The organism is Flavobacterium sp. NRK F10 (assembly GCF_024054235.1).
Lineage (GTDB): Bacteria > Bacteroidota > Bacteroidia > Flavobacteriales > Flavobacteriaceae > Flavobacterium > Flavobacterium sediminis.
The window spans coordinates 2,963,636-2,985,027 of sequence record NZ_JAMXLC010000001.1 but is presented as its reverse complement, the minus strand read 5'-3'; the positions used below and the strand labels follow the sequence as shown (position 1 = coordinate 2,985,027).

The 21,392-nt window shown below is 35.1% G+C and carries 23 protein-coding genes; 17 read left to right on the top strand and 6 right to left on the bottom strand.

The genetic code is table 11. From position 1 onward, the window contains the following. The first annotated feature begins 83 nt into the window (after positions 1 to 83). Positions 84 to 761 (top strand): Crp/Fnr family transcriptional regulator, encoded by a 678-nt coding sequence (locus tag NHF50_RS13595; RefSeq protein WP_109570176.1) that lies wholly within the window; start codon positions 84 to 86, stop codon positions 759 to 761. Between the two features lie 46 nt (positions 762 to 807). On the opposite strand, the gene NHF50_RS13590 is transcribed toward NHF50_RS13595, so the two are convergent. From NHF50_RS13590 to NHF50_RS13580, 3 genes are read right to left on the bottom strand one after another with little or no spacing between them, the layout of a single operon-like run. Further along, positions 808 to 1,116 (bottom strand): rhodanese-like domain-containing protein, encoded by a 309-nt coding sequence (locus NHF50_RS13590; RefSeq protein ID WP_109570175.1) that lies wholly within the window; start codon positions 1,114 to 1,116, stop codon positions 808 to 810. A 22-nt stretch (positions 1,117 to 1,138) separates the two neighbouring features. After that, positions 1,139 to 1,747, bottom strand: a complete 609-nt coding sequence (locus tag NHF50_RS13585) for a thioredoxin family protein (protein WP_252776968.1) — start codon at positions 1,745 to 1,747, stop codon at positions 1,139 to 1,141. A 4-nt stretch (positions 1,748 to 1,751) separates the two neighbouring features. After that, complete coding sequence (locus tag NHF50_RS13580; RefSeq protein ID WP_252776967.1) at positions 1,752 to 2,264, bottom strand: TlpA family protein disulfide reductase; 513 nt, start codon at positions 2,262 to 2,264, stop codon at positions 1,752 to 1,754. Positions 2,265 to 2,395: 131 nt separating this feature from the next. Between NHF50_RS13580 and NHF50_RS13575 the strand changes: the two genes are divergently transcribed. From NHF50_RS13575 to NHF50_RS13500, 16 genes are all read left to right on the top strand, one after another. Continuing rightward, a complete protein-coding gene (locus tag NHF50_RS13575) occupies positions 2,396 to 2,851 on the top strand; it encodes a MarR family winged helix-turn-helix transcriptional regulator (RefSeq protein ID WP_109570172.1) in 456 nt (151 codons plus the stop codon). Positions 2,852 to 2,856: 5 nt separating this feature from the next. Continuing rightward, positions 2,857 to 3,489 carry an NAD(P)H-dependent oxidoreductase gene (locus tag NHF50_RS13570; RefSeq protein ID WP_109570171.1) on the top strand — a complete coding sequence of 211 codons (633 nt, stop codon included), beginning with the start codon at positions 2,857 to 2,859 and terminating at the stop codon, positions 3,487 to 3,489. A 37-nt stretch (positions 3,490 to 3,526) separates the two neighbouring features. Continuing rightward, positions 3,527 to 4,096, top strand: coding sequence for a YceI family protein (locus NHF50_RS13565; protein ID WP_109570170.1), 570 nt, complete (start codon positions 3,527 to 3,529; stop codon positions 4,094 to 4,096). 104 nt (positions 4,097 to 4,200) lie between these two features. Continuing rightward, complete coding sequence (locus NHF50_RS13560; RefSeq protein WP_252776966.1) at positions 4,201 to 5,193, top strand: alpha/beta fold hydrolase; 993 nt, start codon at positions 4,201 to 4,203, stop codon at positions 5,191 to 5,193. 221 nt (positions 5,194 to 5,414) lie between these two features. Next, the gene (locus NHF50_RS13555; RefSeq protein ID WP_252776965.1) at positions 5,415 to 6,815 is read left to right on the top strand and encodes an anthranilate synthase component I family protein; all 1,401 of its coding nucleotides are present in this window, start codon (positions 5,415 to 5,417) and stop codon (positions 6,813 to 6,815) included. A gap of 18 nt (positions 6,816 to 6,833) precedes the next feature. Beyond that, positions 6,834 to 7,397: an aminodeoxychorismate/anthranilate synthase component II gene (locus NHF50_RS13550; protein ID WP_252776964.1), complete on the top strand. Its 564-nt coding sequence runs from the start codon at positions 6,834 to 6,836 to the stop codon at positions 7,395 to 7,397. A 39-nt stretch (positions 7,398 to 7,436) separates the two neighbouring features. Continuing rightward, positions 7,437 to 8,432, top strand: a complete 996-nt coding sequence (gene trpD / locus NHF50_RS13545) for an anthranilate phosphoribosyltransferase (protein WP_252776963.1) — start codon at positions 7,437 to 7,439, stop codon at positions 8,430 to 8,432. A 19-nt stretch (positions 8,433 to 8,451) separates the two neighbouring features. Further along, entirely contained in the window at positions 8,452 to 9,237 is a 786-nt protein-coding gene (gene trpC, locus NHF50_RS13540) for an indole-3-glycerol phosphate synthase TrpC (protein ID WP_252776962.1), read from the top strand. 23 nt (positions 9,238 to 9,260) lie between these two features. Continuing rightward, a complete protein-coding gene (locus tag NHF50_RS13535) occupies positions 9,261 to 9,893 on the top strand; it encodes a phosphoribosylanthranilate isomerase (RefSeq protein ID WP_252776961.1) in 633 nt (210 codons plus the stop codon). A 1-nt stretch (position 9,894) separates the two neighbouring features. After that, complete coding sequence (gene trpB, locus NHF50_RS13530; protein WP_252776960.1) at positions 9,895 to 11,076, top strand: tryptophan synthase subunit beta; 1,182 nt, start codon at positions 9,895 to 9,897, stop codon at positions 11,074 to 11,076. Between the two features lie 36 nt (positions 11,077 to 11,112). Next, complete coding sequence (gene trpA, locus NHF50_RS13525) at positions 11,113 to 11,874, top strand: tryptophan synthase subunit alpha (RefSeq protein WP_252776959.1); 762 nt, start codon at positions 11,113 to 11,115, stop codon at positions 11,872 to 11,874. Positions 11,875 to 12,006: 132 nt separating this feature from the next. Then, entirely contained in the window at positions 12,007 to 12,558 is a 552-nt protein-coding gene (locus tag NHF50_RS13520) for a hypothetical protein (RefSeq protein WP_252776958.1), read from the top strand. Positions 12,559 to 13,658: 1,100 nt separating this feature from the next. Next, on the top strand, positions 13,659 to 14,273 hold the full coding sequence (locus NHF50_RS13515; protein WP_252776957.1) for a TetR/AcrR family transcriptional regulator: 615 nt from the start codon (positions 13,659 to 13,661) through the stop codon (positions 14,271 to 14,273). 42 nt (positions 14,274 to 14,315) lie between these two features. Next, positions 14,316 to 15,626, top strand: coding sequence for a TolC family protein (locus tag NHF50_RS13510; protein WP_252776956.1), 1,311 nt, complete (start codon positions 14,316 to 14,318; stop codon positions 15,624 to 15,626). Between the two features lie 15 nt (positions 15,627 to 15,641). Beyond that, positions 15,642 to 16,721, top strand: a complete 1,080-nt coding sequence (locus NHF50_RS13505) for an HlyD family secretion protein (RefSeq protein WP_252776955.1) — start codon at positions 15,642 to 15,644, stop codon at positions 16,719 to 16,721. Positions 16,722 to 16,724: 3 nt separating this feature from the next. Further along, entirely contained in the window at positions 16,725 to 18,317 is a 1,593-nt protein-coding gene (locus tag NHF50_RS13500) for an MDR family MFS transporter (protein WP_109570146.1), read from the top strand. Positions 18,318 to 18,603: 286 nt separating this feature from the next. Here NHF50_RS13500 and NHF50_RS13495 read toward each other — a convergent pair whose 3' ends face one another. The 3 genes from NHF50_RS13495 to NHF50_RS13485 form a co-directional block, all read right to left on the bottom strand. Further along, entirely contained in the window at positions 18,604 to 19,188 is a 585-nt protein-coding gene (locus tag NHF50_RS13495) for a DUF6705 family protein (protein ID WP_252776954.1), read from the bottom strand. A 42-nt stretch (positions 19,189 to 19,230) separates the two neighbouring features. Then, positions 19,231 to 19,800, bottom strand: coding sequence for a hypothetical protein (locus NHF50_RS13490; protein ID WP_252776952.1), 570 nt, complete (start codon positions 19,798 to 19,800; stop codon positions 19,231 to 19,233). Between the two features lie 12 nt (positions 19,801 to 19,812). Further along, positions 19,813 to 21,392, bottom strand: a 1,580-nt coding sequence (locus NHF50_RS13485; RefSeq protein ID WP_252776950.1) for a hypothetical protein, incomplete at its 5' end; no start/stop codon positions are given.

Genomic DNA, 21,392 nt, shown 5'->3' with positions numbered 1-21,392 from the left:
CTTAAAACTTGTATAAATAAAATATGATTTTTATCATCTTTTTTGTAGCTTTGTAACACACTTTTTTATAAATCCAGTTCACTATGAGCAAATGCGAGCAATGTATTGTTAGAGAGTTTAGTTCGTTAAAAGCACTAAATAAAGACGAGTTATTGAAACTGGCTAATTGTAAAACTTCCTATACTATAAAAAAGGGAGAACCCATTTTTGAAGAAGGCGAAAATATCAATGGTATTTTTTGTATCAAAGACGGTGTTTGTAAATTAACCAAATTAAGTGCTAACGGTAAAGACCAAATTGTAAAACTGGTTAAACCGGGAGAATTATTAGGTCAACGTTCGATGATTAGTGACGAACCGACTAATTTGAGTGCTGTTGCCTTAGAAGATATGCAGGTTTGTTTTGTACCCCGAAAAGAAGTTATCGGCTTTTTCAATCTGAATAATGACTTCTCTATGAATGTCATGAAAACTATTTGCGGTGATCTGCGTGAAGCTGATGATCTAATGGTTAGTATGGCTCAAAAAACCGTAAAAGAGCGCTTAGCGCAAACCTTGATCTACTTAGAGGAAACTTTTGGTAATAATGCTGACAGAACTTTGAAAATTCAACTTTCAAGAGAAGAATTAGCAGGAATGATCGGTACGGCAACGGAAAGTTGTATTCGTTTGCTTTCCGAATTCAATAAAAACGGCTGGATCGAGCTTATCGGTAAAAAGATTGCCATTAAAGACAAGACCAAACTAAAAAGAATCTCATAAAATATATTTCTTAAAAAAGAAAAAGGAGTCCTGCAGGACTCCTTTTTTATTCTTCAACAGGACCTTGCCATTCGGAAATCCCGCCTAAAAGATTGTAAACATTTTCAAATCCTAATTGTTTCATAACATTGCAAGCCTGAGCACTTCTCCCTCCTGCTAAACAATAAACATAATAATTTTTACTTTTATCCAGTTCATCTACTTTATATACAAAGCCTTGACCTTTGTAGAAATCAATATTAATAGATTCGGGGATTCTGAGAGCCGCATTTTCTTCTTCTGTTCTTACGTCCAGAATCACTCCGTTAGGATCTTGAAGAAACTGGCTCCACCAGTCATTTTGATTTAAGTTCATGGTAATTTTTTTGACAAAAGTACTACGATTTAATAGAACAACCAATAGCTTTTGTAAAATCGGTTTTCACTTCTTGTCCTTTCAACAAAGCATCAACTGCATTTTCTACATATTTTACCTTTACAGCTTCAGCATCAGTATGATTATCATCAATTGCCCCGATGTATTTTACAACATTTCCTTTAACCGTTTTTTGTAAAACAAAAACATGAGGCGTTTTAGTAGCGCCATATTGCGGATATATTTTTTGCCCTTCATCAAATAAATACGGGAAGGTAAACCCTTTTTCCTTAGCTCTTACTTTCATCAAATCGTAACTATCATCCGGTTGGACTTCAGGATTATTAGGATTAATAGCAATTACAGGATATCCTAGTTTTTTATATTTTTTATCTAAAGCAATGATTCTGTCTTCATACGCTTTAGCAAACGGACAATGATTACAGGTAAAAATCACAATATAGCCTTTAGCATCTTTATAATCTTTTAATGATACCATTTTGCCATCTACATTTTTCAATTTAAAATCAGTAGCTACATCACCGACTTTATAACCTTCAACAGGTTTTTCTGTAAAAGCAAAGGTTGTCACCAATACCAATGCAGTAAGTACAAATTTGATTGTTTTCATAATTTTAATTGTTTAGTATTAATAAGAGTTCTTTTTCTAATTCTTCATAAGTAAACGATTGTTCAAAAAACTTTTTGTTTTTACCTTTATATATAACGGTAGCCGGAATAGCTCCTGACCAATCTTTATTTACTTTTTCAATCCAGCTGTTTGCATCCGGATCATCCAAAACATAAACAGTAGACTGAATTTTTTTTCGTTCTAAAAAAGGCAATAACTGAGATTCTATTTTCTTAGGGAAATCTAAGCTTACTAAAATCACTTTTACATTTTTATCTTTATACGTTTCATTCAGTTTCTCAAAATAAGGCAACTCTTTAACACATGGTAAACACCAAGTAGCCCAAAAATTAATTACATAAGTGACCTGATTATCTTGCTCAAATATCGGAGACAAATGTTCAAAATCAAAAGAAGCTACTTCCCTATTTTCATTTTTATAGCTCTTAACAGGCTTTAAATCTTGTGAATACAAAAATCCTGTACACAATAAAAAAACTATAATGGCTTTTCTCATCTGAAATATTTTTTTTTAAAATTAACCAAGCAATAAAGCTTATGAAATTTTTTAATAAAAAATTAACATACTTGTATATACAAGTATTCAAAAATACACTACATTTGTACATACAAATTTTGTAATTACAAATGAAAATAGAAGAAATCATAAAAGCAACATCAGATCTAACATTAGAAAAGCGTACTTTATTAAATTTAATGTACACTCAAAATGTTATTTCTGAAAAGTTTAATGAGGTCTTAAAGCCATTTGAATTATCTACAGAACAATTTAATGTTTTAAGGATCTTGAGAGGACAAAAAGGGAAACCTGCAAATATGTGTGTTATTCAGGAGCGAATGATCGCAAAAACCAGTAACACAACACGTTTGGTCGACAAACTTTTATTAAAAGAATTGGTCACTCGCGAAGTTTGTCCGGAAAACAGACGAAAAATGGAGATCGAGATCACAGACAAAGGATTAGCGCTTCTTAAAGAATTAGATCCTTTAGTGGTAACTCATGAAAACCATTTTGCGGAAAACCTGACCCGGGAAGAATTAGAAAATTTAAACAATTTATTAGAAAAATTTAGAACTATTTAAATACAATGAGTACATTTATTGACAATCAAAATTGGCGCTATGCCACTAAAAAATTCGATGCTACTAAAAAAGTATCAGATACAGACTTAGCAATTTTAAAAGAAGCTATACAATTAACTGCTTCTTCATACGGTTTACAACCTTATAAAGTATTAATTATTGAAAATCCGGAAATCAGAAAACAGTTGCAAGCAGCTTCTTGGGGACAAACTCAAATCGTTGATGCTTCTCACCTATTGGTTTTTGTGAATCATACTAACATTGACGAGACTTATATCGCAAAATTTGTCGATCATATTGCAGAAACACGCGGAATACAAACAGAAGCTTTAAAAGGATATCAAGACGTAATGAATGCTAATGTTGCAGGATTACCGGCTGACGTAAAAAATACTTGGGCTTCCAAACAAACTTATATTGCCTTAGGAAATCTTTTAGCTGCTGCTGCTGAGCTTAAAATTGATGTAACGCCTATGGAAGGCTTTGTTCCGGCTGAATACAATAAAATATTAGGACTAACAGAAAAAGGGTTGAATGCTTCTTTGGTTGCAACTATCGGTTACCGTCATGAAGAAGATGCTACACAACATTTCAAAAAAGTTAGAAAACCACTTGAAAAATTATTCGAAACAATTTAATCTATTAATAATCCAATTCAAAATTTAATTCACAATCATGAAAGCAAATTTAAAATCAATCGCATTAGCATTAGTAGCTTTTGTTACTTTTTCAACAACTGCTCAAACCACTAAGAAAGTAAATGTTGAAAAAAGTAAATTACACTGGGTAGGTAAAAAAGTTACCGGTCAACACGAAGGAACAATCAGCTTAAAAGAAGGTGCTGTTGTTTTAAAAGGTAAAAAATTAGTAGGTGGTAACTTCACTGTAGATATGACTTCTATCAACACTACTGATTTAGAAGGTGACTGGAAAGCAAAATTAGACGGACACTTAAAAGCTGAAGATTTCTTTGGTGTTGAAAAATTCCCTACTTCAACTTTAGTATTCAAAAAAATCGCTGACAAAGGTAACGGTGTTTACACTGTATATGCTGATTTAACAATCAAAGGAATTACTCAACCTGTAAATTTTGATCTAACTGTAAACGGAAACTCTGCTACAGGTAAATTAGTGATCGACAGAACTAAATTCGGTATTAAATACGGTTCAGGTTCTTTCTTCTCAGGTTTAGGTGACAAAACCATCTATGATGAATTCGAATTAGACGTTACTTTAAGCTTCTAATCAAGATAAACTTTGCTATGAAAAAGAAAAAGTCCAAGTATCCCTTGGACTTTTTTCTTTTATATGGTAATTTTAAACCACTACCGATAATAAATCTGAAATTCATGAAAAAACTTAGCCTTCTGATTCTTGTCTTAGTTACTTTTTTAGCTACTGCGCAAAACAAACCCGTTCCTCTGGATCAAAACTTAAGCAACTACAAATATCCGTATCCGGTTCATTTTATTGAACTAAAAGTTCAAAAACAAACACTTCAAATGGCATATATGGATGTAAAACCTAAAAATTACAACGGCAAAAATGTCCTTTTACTACATGGTAAAAACTTTAACGGAGCCTATTGGAAAACCACAATTGAAGCTTTAACCGCTAAAGGATATCGAGTAATAGCTCCGGATCAGGTCGGTTTCGGAAAATCTACCAAACCTGAACATTTTCAATATTCTTTTCATCAATTGGCACAAAATACAAAAGCGATTTTAGACGAATTAAACATCACCAAAACAGCCGTTCTGGGACATTCTATGGGAGGCATGCTCGCTACTCGATTTGCATTGATGTATCCTGAAATGACTGAAAAACTGATTTTGGAAAACCCGATCGGACTCGAAGATTACAAAGTAGTTGTACCTTACCAACCTATTGATTGGTGGTATGAAAAAGAATTAAAAAGCAATTACGAATCCATTAAAAACTACCAACTAAAATTCTATTACGACAATAAATGGAAGCCGGAATACGATCAATGGGTTAATATTTTAGCCGGATGGACTTTACACAAAGATTATCCGATCATTGCTTGGAATTCTGCTTTAACCTACGACATGATTATGACGCAACCTGTAGTCTACGAATTTTCGAATATAAAAGCACCTACTCTATTGATCATAGGAACACGTGATCGTACCGCCTTAGGAAAAAATCTAGCTCCGGAAAATGTTAGAGAAACGCTAGGATTATACTATGAACTAGGTAAAAAAACACAACAAAAAATTCCGAATTCTAAATTGGTTGAGATTGAAAATATCGGACATTTACCTCACATTGAATCTTTTGAAAAATTCATTCAACCGCTTACTAGCTTTTTAGCCGAATAATTTTTTTAATCTAAATTTGGAATTCTAAAAAAATATTTTTTACATTTGTTTCAACATTTAAGAACATGAACAACATTTTAAACAATACTTGGTGGTGGTACAACTTACGTCAAACGTCGTGAGCGAAACCTCTATTAGTATAATTTAAAATCAAAATACTTATAAAAGGCTTGTCAATCACGACAAGCCTTTTTTTATTGCAACATTTTAAAGAACATCAAATGAAAACCTTCAAATTACATACATTTCACAAACAAATCCTTGCCGACACCATTACGCCAGTAAGCATTTATTTGAAAATACGCGACAAATTTGCCAATAGCATTTTATTGGAAAGTTCTGATTATCGTGCCAATGAAAACAGTTTTTCATACATCTGTTTCAATCCGATTGCGACTTTTAAAGTGGAAAACCAACAAATTACCACAACTTTTCCTGACAAAAATTCGGTAACGAACACAATTACCCACAAAGACCAAGTTCTTAACGAATTAGATCAATTTTCGAAAGCTTTTCAAACTGAAAAGTCGCCGTTCAAATTTATCACACAAGGACTCTTTGGTTATATGTCTTACGATGCCGTTCAATATTTTGAAAAAGTAGATATCCGTGAAAAATCGACAGAAAATCAAATTCCGGAAATGTTCTATTCGGTGTACCAAAATATAATTGCTATCAATCATCATAAAAATGAAGCTTATATTTTTTGTCACAGTTTAGACCAAAACAATAACATCAACGAAATACAACAATTGCTACAAGCTAAAAATTTTGCTTCATTCAGTTTCAAAAAAGAAGGTCATTACACGTCAAATTTAACCGATGATACCTATAAAAACTACGTTCGTTTAGCTAAGAAACATTGTATGCGAGGCGATGTGTTTCAGTTGGTTTTATCCCGAAGATTTTCGCAAAACTTCAAAGGAGACGAATTCAATGTCTATCGTGCTTTGCGAAGCATCAACCCTTCTCCTTACCTATTCTATTTCGATTACGGAAGCTTTAAATTGTTCGGCTCATCACCCGAAGCACAATTAGTTATCCATAATTCACAAGCCGAAATTCATCCTATCGCCGGAACATTTAAACGCACCGGAAATGATGAACAAGATGCTGAATTGGCTAAAAAATTAGCAGTAGACGCCAAAGAAAACAGCGAACATGTTATGCTAGTCGATTTAGCTCGTAACGATCTAAGTAGAAGTTGTAACGAAGTTACCGTAGAAAAGTACAAAGAAATTCAGTTCTTTTCGCACGTTATTCACCTGGTTTCCAAAGTTTCCGGAAAAATAAAAGATAACAACCATTTCTTGGATTTAGTTGCCAAAACGTTTCCTGCCGGAACCTTAACCGGAGCGCCAAAAGTAAAAGCTATGCAATTGATTGAAAGTATAGAGACCACTAACAGAAGTTTCTACGGCGGTGCCATTGGTGTTATGGATTTTCAAGGAAACTTCAATCACGCCATTATGATTCGAACGTTTTTAAGTAAAGATCACACGCTCCATTTTCAGGCGGGAGCCGGAATTGTGGAAAGTTCATCCGAAGAAAACGAAACCCAAGAAGTGTACAACAAACTAAACGCTTTACAAAAGGCATTAGACATTGCCGAAACCATTTAATTTTAGAAATCACATCCCATGAAAATAGCAGTTATCGATAATTACGACAGTTTTACATACAATTTGGTTCACTATTTAGAAGATTTAGGAGCCGAAGTAACTGTTTTTCGCAACGACGAATTTGAATTAGACGAACTCAAACCATTCGCAAAAATATTACTTTCTCCCGGTCCGGGAATTCCCGATGAAGCCGGATTGCTAAAGCAAGTCATTCAAAAATATGCACCTACCAAAGATATTTTCGGTGTTTGCTTGGGTTTACAAGCCATTGGCGAAATTTTCGGAGGGAAATTAACCAATTTAAACAAAGTATATCACGGTGTTGCAACAACAGTAAAACAAACAGAAAACGATTTTATTTTCAATGATTTACCTAACGAATTTGAAGTAGGTCGTTACCATTCCTGGGTACTTTCCAATGACAATTTACCAACCGATTTAATCGTTACTTCTGTTGATGAAAATAACCAAATCATGTCACTGAAACATGCTCAATACAAAGTAAGAGGCGTGCAATACCATCCGGAAAGTGTATTAACTCCTAACGGTAAAAAGATTTTAGAAAATTGGCTTAAGAATTAAAAAAGCAAACTGATTTACTAATTCTTAATTTCCAAAAAAATGAAAACAATACTCAATAGATTAATCAATCACGAAATATTAAGTCAAGAAGAAGCTAAAAATGTCTTGGTTAACATTTCGCAAGGCGAATATAATTTAAGTCAAATTGCCTCTTTTCTAACGGTATACATGATGCGTAGCATTACGGTAGAAGAACTTGCCGGATTTCGCGAAGCCTTGTTAGAACTATGTATTCCTGTAGATTTCTCCGAATACGATACCATTGATCTGTGTGGAACGGGTGGCGACGGAAAAGACACTTTTAACATCTCGACTTTGGCTTCATTCATCGTAGCCGGTGCCGGTATAAAGGTTGCTAAACATGGAAACTACGGTGTTTCCTCGATTTCCGGTTCCAGCAATGTGATGGAAAAAATGGGTGTGAAATTCACTAATGATACCGACTTTTTGAAAAAAGCAATCGAAGAAACGAATGTTGTTATTTTACATGCACCACTGTTCCATCCGGCTATGAAAATGGTGGCTCCCATTCGCAAAGAATTAGGTGTAAAAACCTTTTTTAACGTTTTGGGACCGATGGTTAATCCGTCATTTCCAAAGCATCAGATGGTAGGCGTTTTTAGTTTGGAATTGGCCCGAATGTATGCTTATTTGTATCAAAACACCGATACACAATACAGCATTTTACACGGATTGAGTGGCTTTGACGAAATTTCCCTTTCGGATGAAGTGAAGATCATTACCAATCATTCGGAACAAATTCTTCAGCCACAAGATTTTAAATTATCAGTTACACAATTAGCAGATATTAAAGGTGGAAACACCACTGATGAAGCCGCGCAGATCTTTTACCAAATCATTTCAGGTAACGGAACGCAAGCGCAAAATGATGTCGTTTGTGCCAATGCGGCTATCGCCATTCAAACCGTTCAACAAAACAGTTATGAAGAAGCCTTAGCAATGGCACAGGAAAGTTTGAACAGCAAACGAGCTTTTGAAAAATTGAATAAGCTAATTGAATTAAGTACGTTTTAAAACCTAAAAGAAAATAACCATGAACATACTAGACCGAATCATTGCCGATAAGAAACGGGAAGTAGCTTTAAAGAAAAAAGTTGTTCCGATTGCCCAATTGGAAGCGACTGATCTTTTCAATTCGCGTACGCATTCGTTGCGCAAAATACTTGCGTTTAGTTCTACCGGAATTATTGCTGAACACAAAAGACGTTCGCCTTCAAAAAGTGTTATCAACTTCAATCACAATGTAGAAGATGTGGTTTTGGGATATCAAAATGCCGGTGTTTGCGGCATTTCAGTGTTGACAGATGGCAAATACTTCGGAGGTTCACTAGAAGATGTTTTATTAGCAAAAGCGAGTGTTTCCATTCCGGTTTTACGCAAAGAATTCATCATAGACGAATACCAATTACTGGAAGCTAAAGCCAACGGAGCTGATGTTATTTTACTGATCGCGGCGGTTTTAACCCGAACAGAAATTAAATATTTATCGGAATTTGCCCAAAGTTTAGGTTTAGAAGTATTGTTGGAAGTTCACAATCTGGAAGAATTGGAAAAATCGATCATGCCGAGTTTGAATATGATTGGTGTAAACAATCGCAACTTAAAAACCTTTGAAGTCAGTCTGGATTATAGCAAAGAACTTTCCGTTCACATTCCTGACGAATTTGTCAAAGTTTCCGAAAGCGGAATCAGTTCTGTAGCAGCTGTTAAAGAATTGCAACAATTTGGTTACCAAGGTTTTTTAATGGGTGAACATTTTATGAAAACAGATAACCCGGGAGCTGAAGCACAAACTTTCATTCAAGAATTAATCCCATAAATTTCTTTTTCAATCCCGATACAATGGAACCGAAACTTAAAATATGCGGCATGAAAGATCCTGAAAATATTCAGGAAATTGCGGCTTTGTCACCTGATTTTTTAGGGTTTATCTTTTGGGAACCTTCCCGACGTTTCTGCAATCTGGAAACGTTACCGGATTTACCGGAAAACATTCAGAAAGTCGGTGTTTTTGTGAATCCCGGATTAATGGAAGTGTTCCTTACAGCCAAAAACAAACAATTGGACTACATACAATTACACGGAAAAGAAAAGCCTGAGTTTTGCAAAAAACTGAAAAAGTTGGGGCTAAAACTTATCAAAGCCTTTTCAATAGACGAAACGTTTGATTTTAAGACTATGAAAAAGTATTCAGATGTCGTGGATTACTTTTTATTGGATACTAAAGGTAAAAATCCCGGAGGCAACGGCATCACATTCAATTGGAAACTATTGGAACAATATTCGTATGACAAACCTTATTTTTTAAGTGGCGGCATTGGATTGGAACAAACAGCTCAGCTTCAGGAATTTTTAAAAACCAAAGCGGCTCAACATTGTTTTGCCATAGACATCAACAGTCGATTTGAAACAGCTCCCGGAATTAAAAATGTAGAACAATTAAACCAATTTCAACAACAAATAAACACCTTTTAAAATGAAATATAACGTTACTAAAAAAGGATTTTACGGGCAATTCGGCGGAGCTTTTATCCCTGAAATGCTGTATCCGAATGTAGAAGAATTGCGTCAGAAATATTTGCAGATCATGAACGAAGCTTCTTTTCAGGAAGAATTTCAGAATTTACTGGAACATTATGTAGGCCGCCCTACTCCTCTCTATTTTGCAAAACGTTTATCAGAACAATTCAACACCAAAATTTACTTAAAAAGAGAAGATTTGTGTCACACCGGAGCGCATAAAATCAACAATACCATCGGGCAAATTTTGATGGCAAAACGCTTAGGCAAAAAACGAATTATTGCCGAAACCGGAGCCGGTCAACATGGCGTGGCAACAGCTACGGTATGTGCTTTAATGGGGCTGGAATGTATTGTATATATGGGCGAAATTGACATTGAACGCCAAGCGCCAAATGTAGCCCGTATGAAAATGTTGGGCGCCGAAGTTCGTCCGGCAACTTCCGGTTCTAAAACCTTAAAAGATGCCACCAACGAAGCCATTCGCGATTGGATCAATAACCCAACGGATACTTTTTATATCATTGGCTCGGTGGTTGGACCTCATCCTTATCCCGATATGGTGGCACGTTTCCAAAGTATTATTTCTAAGGAAATTAAATCGCAATTATTGGATTTAGAAAACAAAGAAAATCCTGATTACGTTATCGCTTGCGTAGGTGGTGGAAGTAATGCTGCCGGAGCTTTCTCTGAGTTTTTAGACAACGAAAACGTAAAACTTATTGCAGTGGAAGCGGCAGGTCATGGTATAGATTCCGGTGAAAGTGCAGCCACTTCCGTTTTAGGAAAAATCGGTATTATTCACGGAAGTAAAACACTATTGATGCAAACGGAAGACGGACAAATTACGGAGCCCTACTCTATTTCTGCCGGATTAGATTACCCGGGTGTGGGTCCGTTACACGCGCATTTACACGATGTGAAAAGAGCCGATTTTGAAGCCATTACCGATGATGAAGCCATGCAAGCCGGACTTAATTTATGCAAAACAGAAGGCATCATTCCGGCCATTGAATCAGCACATGCTTTAGCTACTTTAACCAAAAGAACTTTTAAGCCAAACGACATTGTTGTGATTAATCTTTCCGGTCGTGGCGACAAAGATCTGAATACCTATATTAATTATTTCGGATATTGAAATTGTACTCCTTATCAACCTAAAAAACGTAAAAAAATGAATCGAATACATCACGCTTTACAACAAGATAAAAAACTGCTTTCTATTTATTTTACAGCAGGTTACCCGCATTTAAACGATACGGCAGCGATCATAAAGGAACTCGAAAAGAACGGTATTGACATGATCGAGATCGGCTTACCGTTCAGTGACCCGTTAGCAGACGGACCAACCATTCAGGAAAGTTCGACCGTTGCCATTGCAAACGGCATGACAACACAGTTGCTATTTGAACAATTGAAAGACATTCGGAAAAGTGTGCAAATCCCGTTGTTGATCATGGGGTATTTTAACCCGATGATGCAATTTGGTATGGAAAAATTTTGTCAAAAATGTGCTGAAATCGGCATTGACGGTTTAATTATTCCCGACCTGCCTTTGGCTATTTATGAAGCCGAGTACAAAGCTTTGTTTGAGCGTTATGGTTTGCACAACATCTTTTTAATCACACCACAAACCAGTGACGAACGTATTCAACAAATCGATGCTATTTCCGACAGCTTTATTTATATGGTAAGTTCGGCAGCAGTTACGGGAAGTCAAAGTGGTTTTGCAACGGAACAATTTGCTTATTTTAAACGCATTGCCGACTTAAAACTAAAAAATCCTCAGATTGTCGGTTTCGGTATTAAAGATCAAGTTACGTTTATACAAGCTACAACGTATCAAAAAGGAGCGATTATTGGTAGTGCTTTTATTCAATTTTTAAGTAAAAACCCGATTAAGAATATCAGTAAGTTCGTAAAAAGTATACGATAGGAAACTGTATTGTTATTAGTTTTCTTAAAAATTTTATAGTATTTTGATTTTATTTTAAGAATTGTTGGATATATTTGTTATAATAGATCATTGTAATAACTTTCAAAATAATAACTTTACAATTAAAACTGTATGTCAGACACTTTACGCACTACAATTAAGACTATTGCTCAAACTACAGAAAATGGAATAGAATTAATAAATAAAGTAGATTCTTTTTATAACTCAGCATGGGACAAACTTATTCTGGTTGGAACTGTTGCATTTGGTGTTATTGGTATTCTTGTTCCTTTTGTTATACAATGGTATCAGAAAAAAACATTAAAAATAAGTGAAGAGTTAATGAAAAAAGAATTGGAAAATCAAGCTCTTACATTAAAAGCTGAACTTTTAGATCACATTAATATTAATATTAAAAAAGAAATTAAAATATTTGAAGAAAAAATAGAAAAACTTAATGCTTCAACAAATGCTAAAGCATTTCATTTACAAGGAAATGGACAACTTGCTAATGGTTATAAAGCTGGGGCTTTGTCTGATTATATCATTTCAGCGGACAATTATATTATTTGTGAAGATTATAATAATTTGCAAACAGTTCTTCGCTTAATTTTGGAAGATTGTCTTCCTTCACTCTCACTTGAAGAAATTGAAGATTTAAAATATCGCATGGCTGTAATTTAGAAATCCTTTTAGAAACACTACAAAATAATGATGATAAAGGTATATTCAAGAAAACAATTAGTGATATTAAATTAAGCCTTTCAAAACTACCAAAAACTATAAGTAATAAATCGCAAGCTAAAAAATAAATTACATCTAATAACTTATCAAAAATAATTTTTTATGTTTCATTTTTCCAGTTTACAATATCTGTATTTCCTTATCTTCTAAATTTTGGTTATTTGGATTTGATTCAGTACTACCTTAATTGAAAAACATTAGAAACTCCAAAAAATATCCAAAACATTGAATAACGCTAAAAACAAACTATTTAACCTAATCGGGATTGGTACTTTTCTATATTTATTTATTTCCGGCTTCTATATAATGGTTAAAGATATCATTAGAGATTTATTGATTGTTCTTAAACTTGGAAATCATTATATCTTTTGGCTCTCTGAATTAGTTCCGTTAACCCTATTCTCACTCACCTCCTACTTTACTATCCGTTTTTTAATTATTTCTATAACTCAATCGAAATTAAAAACAGAGCAAACCTTCTTATTTTTCTTTATAGGATTCTTTGCTACTCAAATTTTACAATTTTTATACAGTTATTACGGAACTGATTATATACTTATACACAATTCTGAAAAATTCGGAGACTACATTGATTGCATTACTAAAGATTCATTCTATGGGATAGCTTCTTCACTAATTAGTTTATTAAAAACATTAATTTTTGGAATCATTCTATTAATTCTAAAAAAAATCTATTAACAGTTAGATAGAGAACATTGCTTTAAAAATATTTTTACTACTAATTCCCAATTCAAAATAATAGGCCATTCAAAAAAAAGAAAAAATCAAAAGTTAACTTGAAAAATCAAATTTTCTACTACAACTCTTTAGACAACCTCAAGCAAACTCCACAAATATTGTACAACATATTTAATCAGTAGAATTCAAAAATACTTAGCCATTAATTTTTTTCCAACTATCTGAATTTAAAACCACCTAAATCAATCTATTTCAAAATTGTTAATTTTTTGTTAATATCATTTTTAAACAAACGTTTAATTTAAACAAGTGTTTAACTTTGCGTCGTAAATTAAAATGAAATGGAGTTAAATGCTAAACAAATCGAAATCATTACAATAGCCGAAACTTTATTCGCAGAAAAAGGCTTCGACGGCACTTCCATTCGTGATATTGCCAAAGCAGCTGATATCAACATTGCTATGATTTCTTATTATTTCGGTTCCAAAGAAAAGCTTTTGGAAGCTATTGTACTGAACCGTATTTCCGCTATGCGCTTAATGTTAGCCAACCTTTTCGAAGAAAACATTTCGCCGATAGAAAAAATGGAAAAACTGGTGCGCTTTTATGTGCATCGTATTTATGAGAATCGCAGTATTTATCAAATTCTGCATGTGGAGATCATTTCGCAAAAACGCGACATCAATTACGATGTTTTTATTGACATTAAGAAACAGAATCTGGATCTGATCGAAGACATCATTAAAGAAGGCCAAGAGCAAAAGGTTTTTCGCCCGAATATAAAAGTATTGATGATTCCTCCGGTAATTATCGGAACGCTGACCCAATTCTATACCAACAAGGCTTTTTACCAAAAAGTATTAGACCTGAAAACGGAAGAAGAATTTGAACAATATATCTACAGCACTTTTACAGATGATCTGATCAGAGCAATTCACGCAATTATTTTAAACTAACATAACTATATAACTCAAAACCTCAACAGAAATCGAAACACTATGAAAAGTAAATTTTCGCTTATTTTAGTTCTTTTTCAACTGGTTTCTTTTACGGGACAAGCTCAGGAAACACAAAAGCTGACCTTAAAACAAACCGTTGAAATGGCTACGACACAAAGTAAGCAAGCTGTTCTAGCCGAGGCTAAAGTAACGACCTCAGATTATGAAGTCAAAAAGGCTAAAAACAACCGCTACCCGAGCGCAACACTTTCGGGACAATATTTCCGGTTGACAGAACCGAACATCAGTTCGCCTTTGTTCGGTGATTCAAGTTCCGGTTCTTCCGCCGGAAGTACCGGTAAAATAAACCAATTGCTTTTAGGAATGGCTAATGTGAGTATTCCGGTATTCAACGGATTCAAGATCAGCCAAAACATTAAAGCCTCTGAGAATTTGCATGAATCGGAAAGTTTAGAAGCCGAATATACAAAAGAACAAGTGGCTTTATATGCTACTAATTTGTATCTGGCGATCTATAAAACCCAACAAATGTTGGATCTGTTACAAGATAACCTGAAAAGCGCTCACCAACGTGTAGTGGATTTCCAAGCTATGGAAGACAACGGTTTGTTGGCACACAACGATATGCTAAAAGCACAATTGCAGGAATCTAACGTACAATTGATGATTGATCAGAACCAGAAGAATCTGGATGTATTGAATTTCAAACTGAAAAATCTTTTGGGAATTGCTGAAAATTCAACTATTGAAATTGATCCTAACGGAATTGATTCGTTCCAGGCAATAGCTGCCGGCGATGCACAACGCAGTGACCTACAAGCAGCAGAATACAAACAAAAAGCAGCGGAAAACGGGATTAAAATAGCACAAGGAAACTATTATCCCTCTATTAATCTAGTAGGCGGATATGTTGCCGTAGACATCAAAAATGCCTTTACCATGACTAATGCCATAAACTTTGGAGTTGGTGTTTCATATGACTTATCGTCTATTTTTAAAAACAATGCAGAAGTTAAGGTCGCCAAAAGCAAATCGGAAGAAGCAAAACAATCCGTAGCTCTTTTAACCGATCAAATTAAAGAAGAAGTTCACGAAGCTCAGGAAAACTACACCTTAGCTCAAAAACAATACAATGTATACAACTTAGCTGCTGAACAAGCTACAGAAAACTACAGAATTGTAAAAGACAAATACGACAACGGTTTATCCAATACTAATGATCTACTGGAAGCCGATGTAGAACAACTTCAGGCTAATATCAATAAGGCGGTTTCAAAAGCAGATATTCTTCAAAAATATTACGAATTGGCTTTTGCTAAAGGAAACTTAACCCAATCTGTTCAACAATAAATTTCTGACCAAAAAATGGAAACAAAGAAAACAAATAAAAAATTTACGATCATCCTAATTGTTTTAGTAACCTTAGGAGTGGTTTACGGTGGATACAAATACTTCCACTCTTTGGCTCACGAAACTACCGATGATGCCCAGATAGAACAAAACATGTCACCGATCATTCCCAGAGTAAGCGGTTACGTTCAGAAAATATATGTAAAAGACAATCAATACGTTAAAAAAGGAGATACTTTATTCGTTATTGACAACAGTGATTATTTGGTACGCTTTGAAGAGGCTCAGGCAGCGCTTTTAGCGGCAGAAAGCAATTTAGAAGTCTCTAAAGCTGATGTAGGAAGCGCGGCAGCCGGTGTATCAGTTTCTGCTGCCAATGCACAATCCTATACTAATAGTATTGAAAATGCTAAAGTAAAAGTGTGGAGAGCCACTAACGACTTTGAACGTTTTGAGAACCTGTACAAAAACAAATCGATCACTAAACAACAATACGAACAAGCCTTGGCAGCCAAACAAGTGGCAGAAAATGAACTGAAAGTATTGCAAGACCAGAAAGCAGCTTCTGATTATCAGAAAAAAGTAGCTGTTTCCCGTTCAAATGTTTCCAGCAAACAAACACAAGTAGCTCAAGCTAATATAAAAAGAGCACAAGCCCAATTAGATGCTGCTAAATTAAACTTAGGCTATACTGTAGTGACTGCGGCTATTGACGGACAAGTTTCAACTGTTGATCTGCAACCGGGACAAATGGTTCAGGCCGGGCAATCGTTATTTTATATCATCGAAACCGGAGACGTTTGGGTAGTTGCTAATTTCAAAGAAACCCAATTAGACAAAATGCGTTTGGGACAAGAAGTTGAAATAAAAGTTGATGCTTATCCTGACTATAAATTTGTAGGTGAAGTTACTTCATTCTCTCCGGCTACCGGATCACGTTTCTCCCTTTTGCCCCCTGACAATGCTACCGGAAACTTCGTAAAAACCGTGCAAAGACTTCCGGTTAAGATCAGTTTTAAAAACTCTAACGACAAAGAAAAATTAAGTTTACTTCGAGCAGGAATGAATGTAGATGTAGACGTACACTTAAAATAAGATATGAGCGCATCAGGAACCATACAAAATGACGATTTGGTACTGTATGGCATTGACAGGGTTATTATTACCGTCACTGCCGTATTGTGTGCCTTATTAGAAATTGTAGATACTACCATTGTTAACGTAGCCTTGAACGACATGCGTGGAAGTCTGGGAGCTACCTTAACCGATGTGGCTTGGGTAATTACGGCTTATGCTATTGCTAACGTAATTGTAATCCCAATGACCAGTTGGTTATCACAACAATTCGGTAGACGAAATTATTTTGCCGCTTCTATTATCATTTTCACCTTTTCCTCATTCTTATGCGGAAATGCTTCCGGAATTTGGGAATTAGTTCTCTTCCGATTCATTCAGGGATTAGGTGGCGGAGCCCTTTTGGTTACTTCTCAAACGATCATTACCGAAAGTTATCCGGTGGAAAAAAGAGGTATGGCACAAGCTATTTACGGTATGGGTGTAATTGTAGGACCTACATTGGGTCCGCCGTTAGGAGGTTATCTGGTAGATAATTACTCCTGGCCTTATATCTTTTACATCAACGTACCGATTGGAATTATTGCAACCTTGTTAACTTTAACTTACGTTAAAAGTCCGAAATACGGTGATAAATTAAAAAGCAATCAGGTTGACTGGTGGGGAATCATTACGCTGGCTATGTTTATCGGTTCGCTGCAATTTGTTTTGGAACACGGACAACAGGACGACTGGTTTAATGACAGTACTATAGTTGTCGTTAGTATTATGAGCTTTGTCGGGTTGTTCTTCTTCATCTGGAGGGAGCTCGTCTACGAATATCCGATAGTGAATCTTCGGGTTCTGAGGGACAATAATCTGAGAGTAGGAACCATCTTAAGTTTTGTACTCGGTTTCGGATTGTATGGCTCTACATTCATTATTCCGATCTATACGCAGTCTATTTTAGGGTGGACCGCAACCGACGCCGGTTTATTGCTGATCCCGAGTTCCTTGATGACGGCTTTTATGATGCCGATCATCGGTAAACTGATCCAAAAAGGCGTACCTCAACCCTATCTGGTCGCTATAGGCTTTTTAATGTTCTTTATTTTTACGTTCTGGATGCATAACATTATGACTCCCGATACCGGTGAAGAACACATGTTTTGGCCACTGATCGTTCGCGGATTCGGTTTAGGATTGCTGTTTGTTCCGATCACTACTCTTTCGCTTTCCACTTTAAGCGGAAAAGGAATCGGTGAAGGAGCTGCTTTTACCGGAATGTTACGTCAGTTAGGAGGTTCATTCGGTATTGCCATTATTACAACTTTTATTTCCAGATTATCACAAGACCACCGAGTGAATCTGATCAAAAATATTGACGGAGCTAATACTCAGGTACAACAAAGGATCTATGCTTTACAACAAGGATTTATAGCCAAAGGATTTAGTCCCAATGAAGCATTGAACAAAGCTTACCAGCTAATTGATCTGTCAGTGACCCAACAAAGTACAGTATTGTCCTATATGGATGTTTTTATGTACTTAGGATTGCTGTTCTTAATTTGTATTCCGTTTATCCTACTCATTAAAAAAGGAAAAGGAAACGTCAATCTTAGTGATGCAATGCACTAATCTCATTTAATTTGTTAATCAGAAAAGCTCTTTCTTTTAAAAGAAAGAGCTTTTTGCTTTTGGCTATCTATGTTTTATAATACACTCTTTTTGGAGAACGAAATCGACAAAAACAAAAAGTCCCGAAAGAATTTCGGGACTAGATGTTCTTGATAAGAAATAAAAATTACTGCTATTAACCGTCACAAATATACGGCAGACTAAACCTAACTCGGATACAGAAAAAATGTATATTTTGTTAAAGTTTTTAGAAGTTTTTCCTTTATTCTGTTTTTAATCCCAAAAACTATTGTCGCGTCAATATCAGATCTACTTTAGGCAAAAACATAGGAATATCTAACTGGTCATTGTAAAGGCATGGATTGTTAGATAAACAACCATATTCTCCATAGCTAAAATCTTTATACATAATTTGGTCAGGACTGTTACTGTCTTTGATCAGATAAAACTCAGCTGTATTGCAACAATTGATCTCGCCGTCTTGAAAGAGTAACAATAAACTATTGCCCCTAAGAACAAGATTAGTTATTGTGTAATCATCATAAACTGTAGCATTAAGACCATTATATAAAATAGCATTCGTGTTTAAATCTATTACTTTAAATTTCCCTTTTATTTCATCGTAATAATTATAACTTCCTGTTGAATTAGAATTTATATGTTGTTGAAAAAACGTGAATTCAAAAACGTATTTTTTGCCATTAGAGACTCCTTCCCATGTGCCTACCCAGAACGGTAGTTCATTATCAATATCTTTATAGTATGTTCCATTAGTAAGGTCTATACTATTTAACGGAACAATTTGTGTTACTTGGCACTTTACATTAAAGCTAATTAGTAAAAGGCAAAGAATATTTAATAATGTTTTCATATCGCTATTTTCCTTACAAAACCAAATTTTTAATCCCTAAAACTATTGTCGCGTCAACATCAGATCTACTTTAGGTAAAAACATGGGAATATCTAACTGATTAGTATAGGAACAATCCCAATCCCAATATTCATCATAAATAAAGTTTTTATATTCTATTTGATCTGTATTATTATCAATTCTATAAATATAGAATTTAGCAGAATTACTACAATTCATTTCATCTTCATAATAAAAAGAATACCCAATATTATTACCATAATATGATAAATTTATCTTATAATCATCAAAATCAACAACCTGCAAATCACTATATATCAATTGATTCGCAACTAAATCTACTACTTTAAATTTAACTTTAACTATATCTTCATAATAATTAACATCCCCATAAGAAATTAAATGGTGGGGAAATTTAACAAACTGAAAGGTGTATTCTTTATCATTAATTATACCTATCCACGTCCCTTCCAAAAAAGACTGGACATCATTTAAATCTTTTAAGTATGCTCCATTAGTTCGTTCAAAACTTGGAGTATATAATGGTAAGACCTGACAGTTTACATTCAAACTAATCAATAACAGGCAGAGAATATTTAATAGTGTTTTCATATCGCTGATTTTTTAATTACATGGTGTTGATTCTACATCATATCCTAAAAAGTTCTTTTTTAAACTTTTTCGGTTCCATTTTATATTATAGTTATTAATATCAGTATCGGCTTCATTTTCTACTTCTCCTTCAAATAAAGCTACCTTTTCTTCAAGATTATACTTTTTTAATCCTTTAAGAAGCATTTTCGTCAAGTAATTCTTTCTAGATATTTCTGTCATACTTGAATAATCATCAACTATTTTTTTTGCATAAGTCTTATAATATTCATTTAATTCAGAAAATTTTTCTCGCAATTCTAATGTCCAAGTTAGAGGTTCTAAAATTGTAATTGCAAATATTCCTTCATCTGACAACATAACGGTAAAAGCATCTTCAGGTTCTGAATTATTATTCTGCATAAGTTTAATCAAATTCGTTAAATCTCCCGGAGATAGCATTTTTATTTGAGCATCATACATTAACGTAGAACCTTCATATGTCTTCGGTCTGTTATTATGTACATGCGTTCCATTCATAGATTCTACAGGAGTTGCCAAACTATTTGTCCCATTTACTACTCCGTCTACATACTGTTTTACCCCGTTAATTTCCTGTTCGTTAAAACCGGTTTCATGATCTAAATTAAACTTTTCCGGTGTATTTAAGGCTTTAAATTTTTGTTTATATGCCGCACTGCCTGTTCCGGCTTTTATTCTGTCGCAAGGCGTTTCGGGTTCTTCTGCCGGCTCTGTTGCCGGGCTGGATATGATATCACTGTCGCCACAACCTTTGCAGGTATCGCCTATATCTGTACTGTCGCCACTATCAGAGCTATCTCCTGTTGTGCTTGTACCTCCGGCACTGCCGCCTACACCGCCCGAAGTCTCTACTCCGGTTGTGGTCGTGGTGCTTCCGCTGCTGCCATCTGTTCCGTCATCGTAGTAATTCCAGGTACATTCGTTAGAGACCAATACCCATTCTTCCGTGTAGAGTTCGCCACCTGTGTTGTCACCCTGGTGTGCCGGTACGACTTCCAATGACCATATTTCTACGCAACTGTATTCCAGCACCATTTTGTTTAACTCGCCGCTGTTGAAGACCGAAGTGTCAAAATCTATCGGATAATAACGGGTCGTTGTGTTGTTCAGCGTTGTTTGAGACACAGCGTTGTATTCGTCCTTTGAAAAACCATATTCCACAATATACGCATCGTAACTCCCGTCGGAACGCGACGATAGCAATAGGTTTTCCAAATGGGAAGTGACCAAACTGTCCCGCGTGAGCGGAAAGTTATAGGAATGTTTCCCGGTTGTGGTATCTTCCACGTATTTCACATAAGCGGTGTTTACGGAAAAGCCGTAGGTTGAATTGTAAAGGATTCGGGAAGTACCTATCGGTGTTCCCGTTCCGGTGGCTTGTGCTTTGGTTTGCCCTGCAATCTTTTGTAATTCGTCCATAACCTTAGCATTGGACAGGATCTGTTCACTATCCAGAACCCGAATGTCAAAGCGGGAGGTTGTTAACTTGTTGTTTAGCGTTGCGTCCGGGTAGTCTTTTTCGCAGTTGGTTAAAAGCAGCACTAAGAGCCCCGATAAACCTAAGAGCAGCC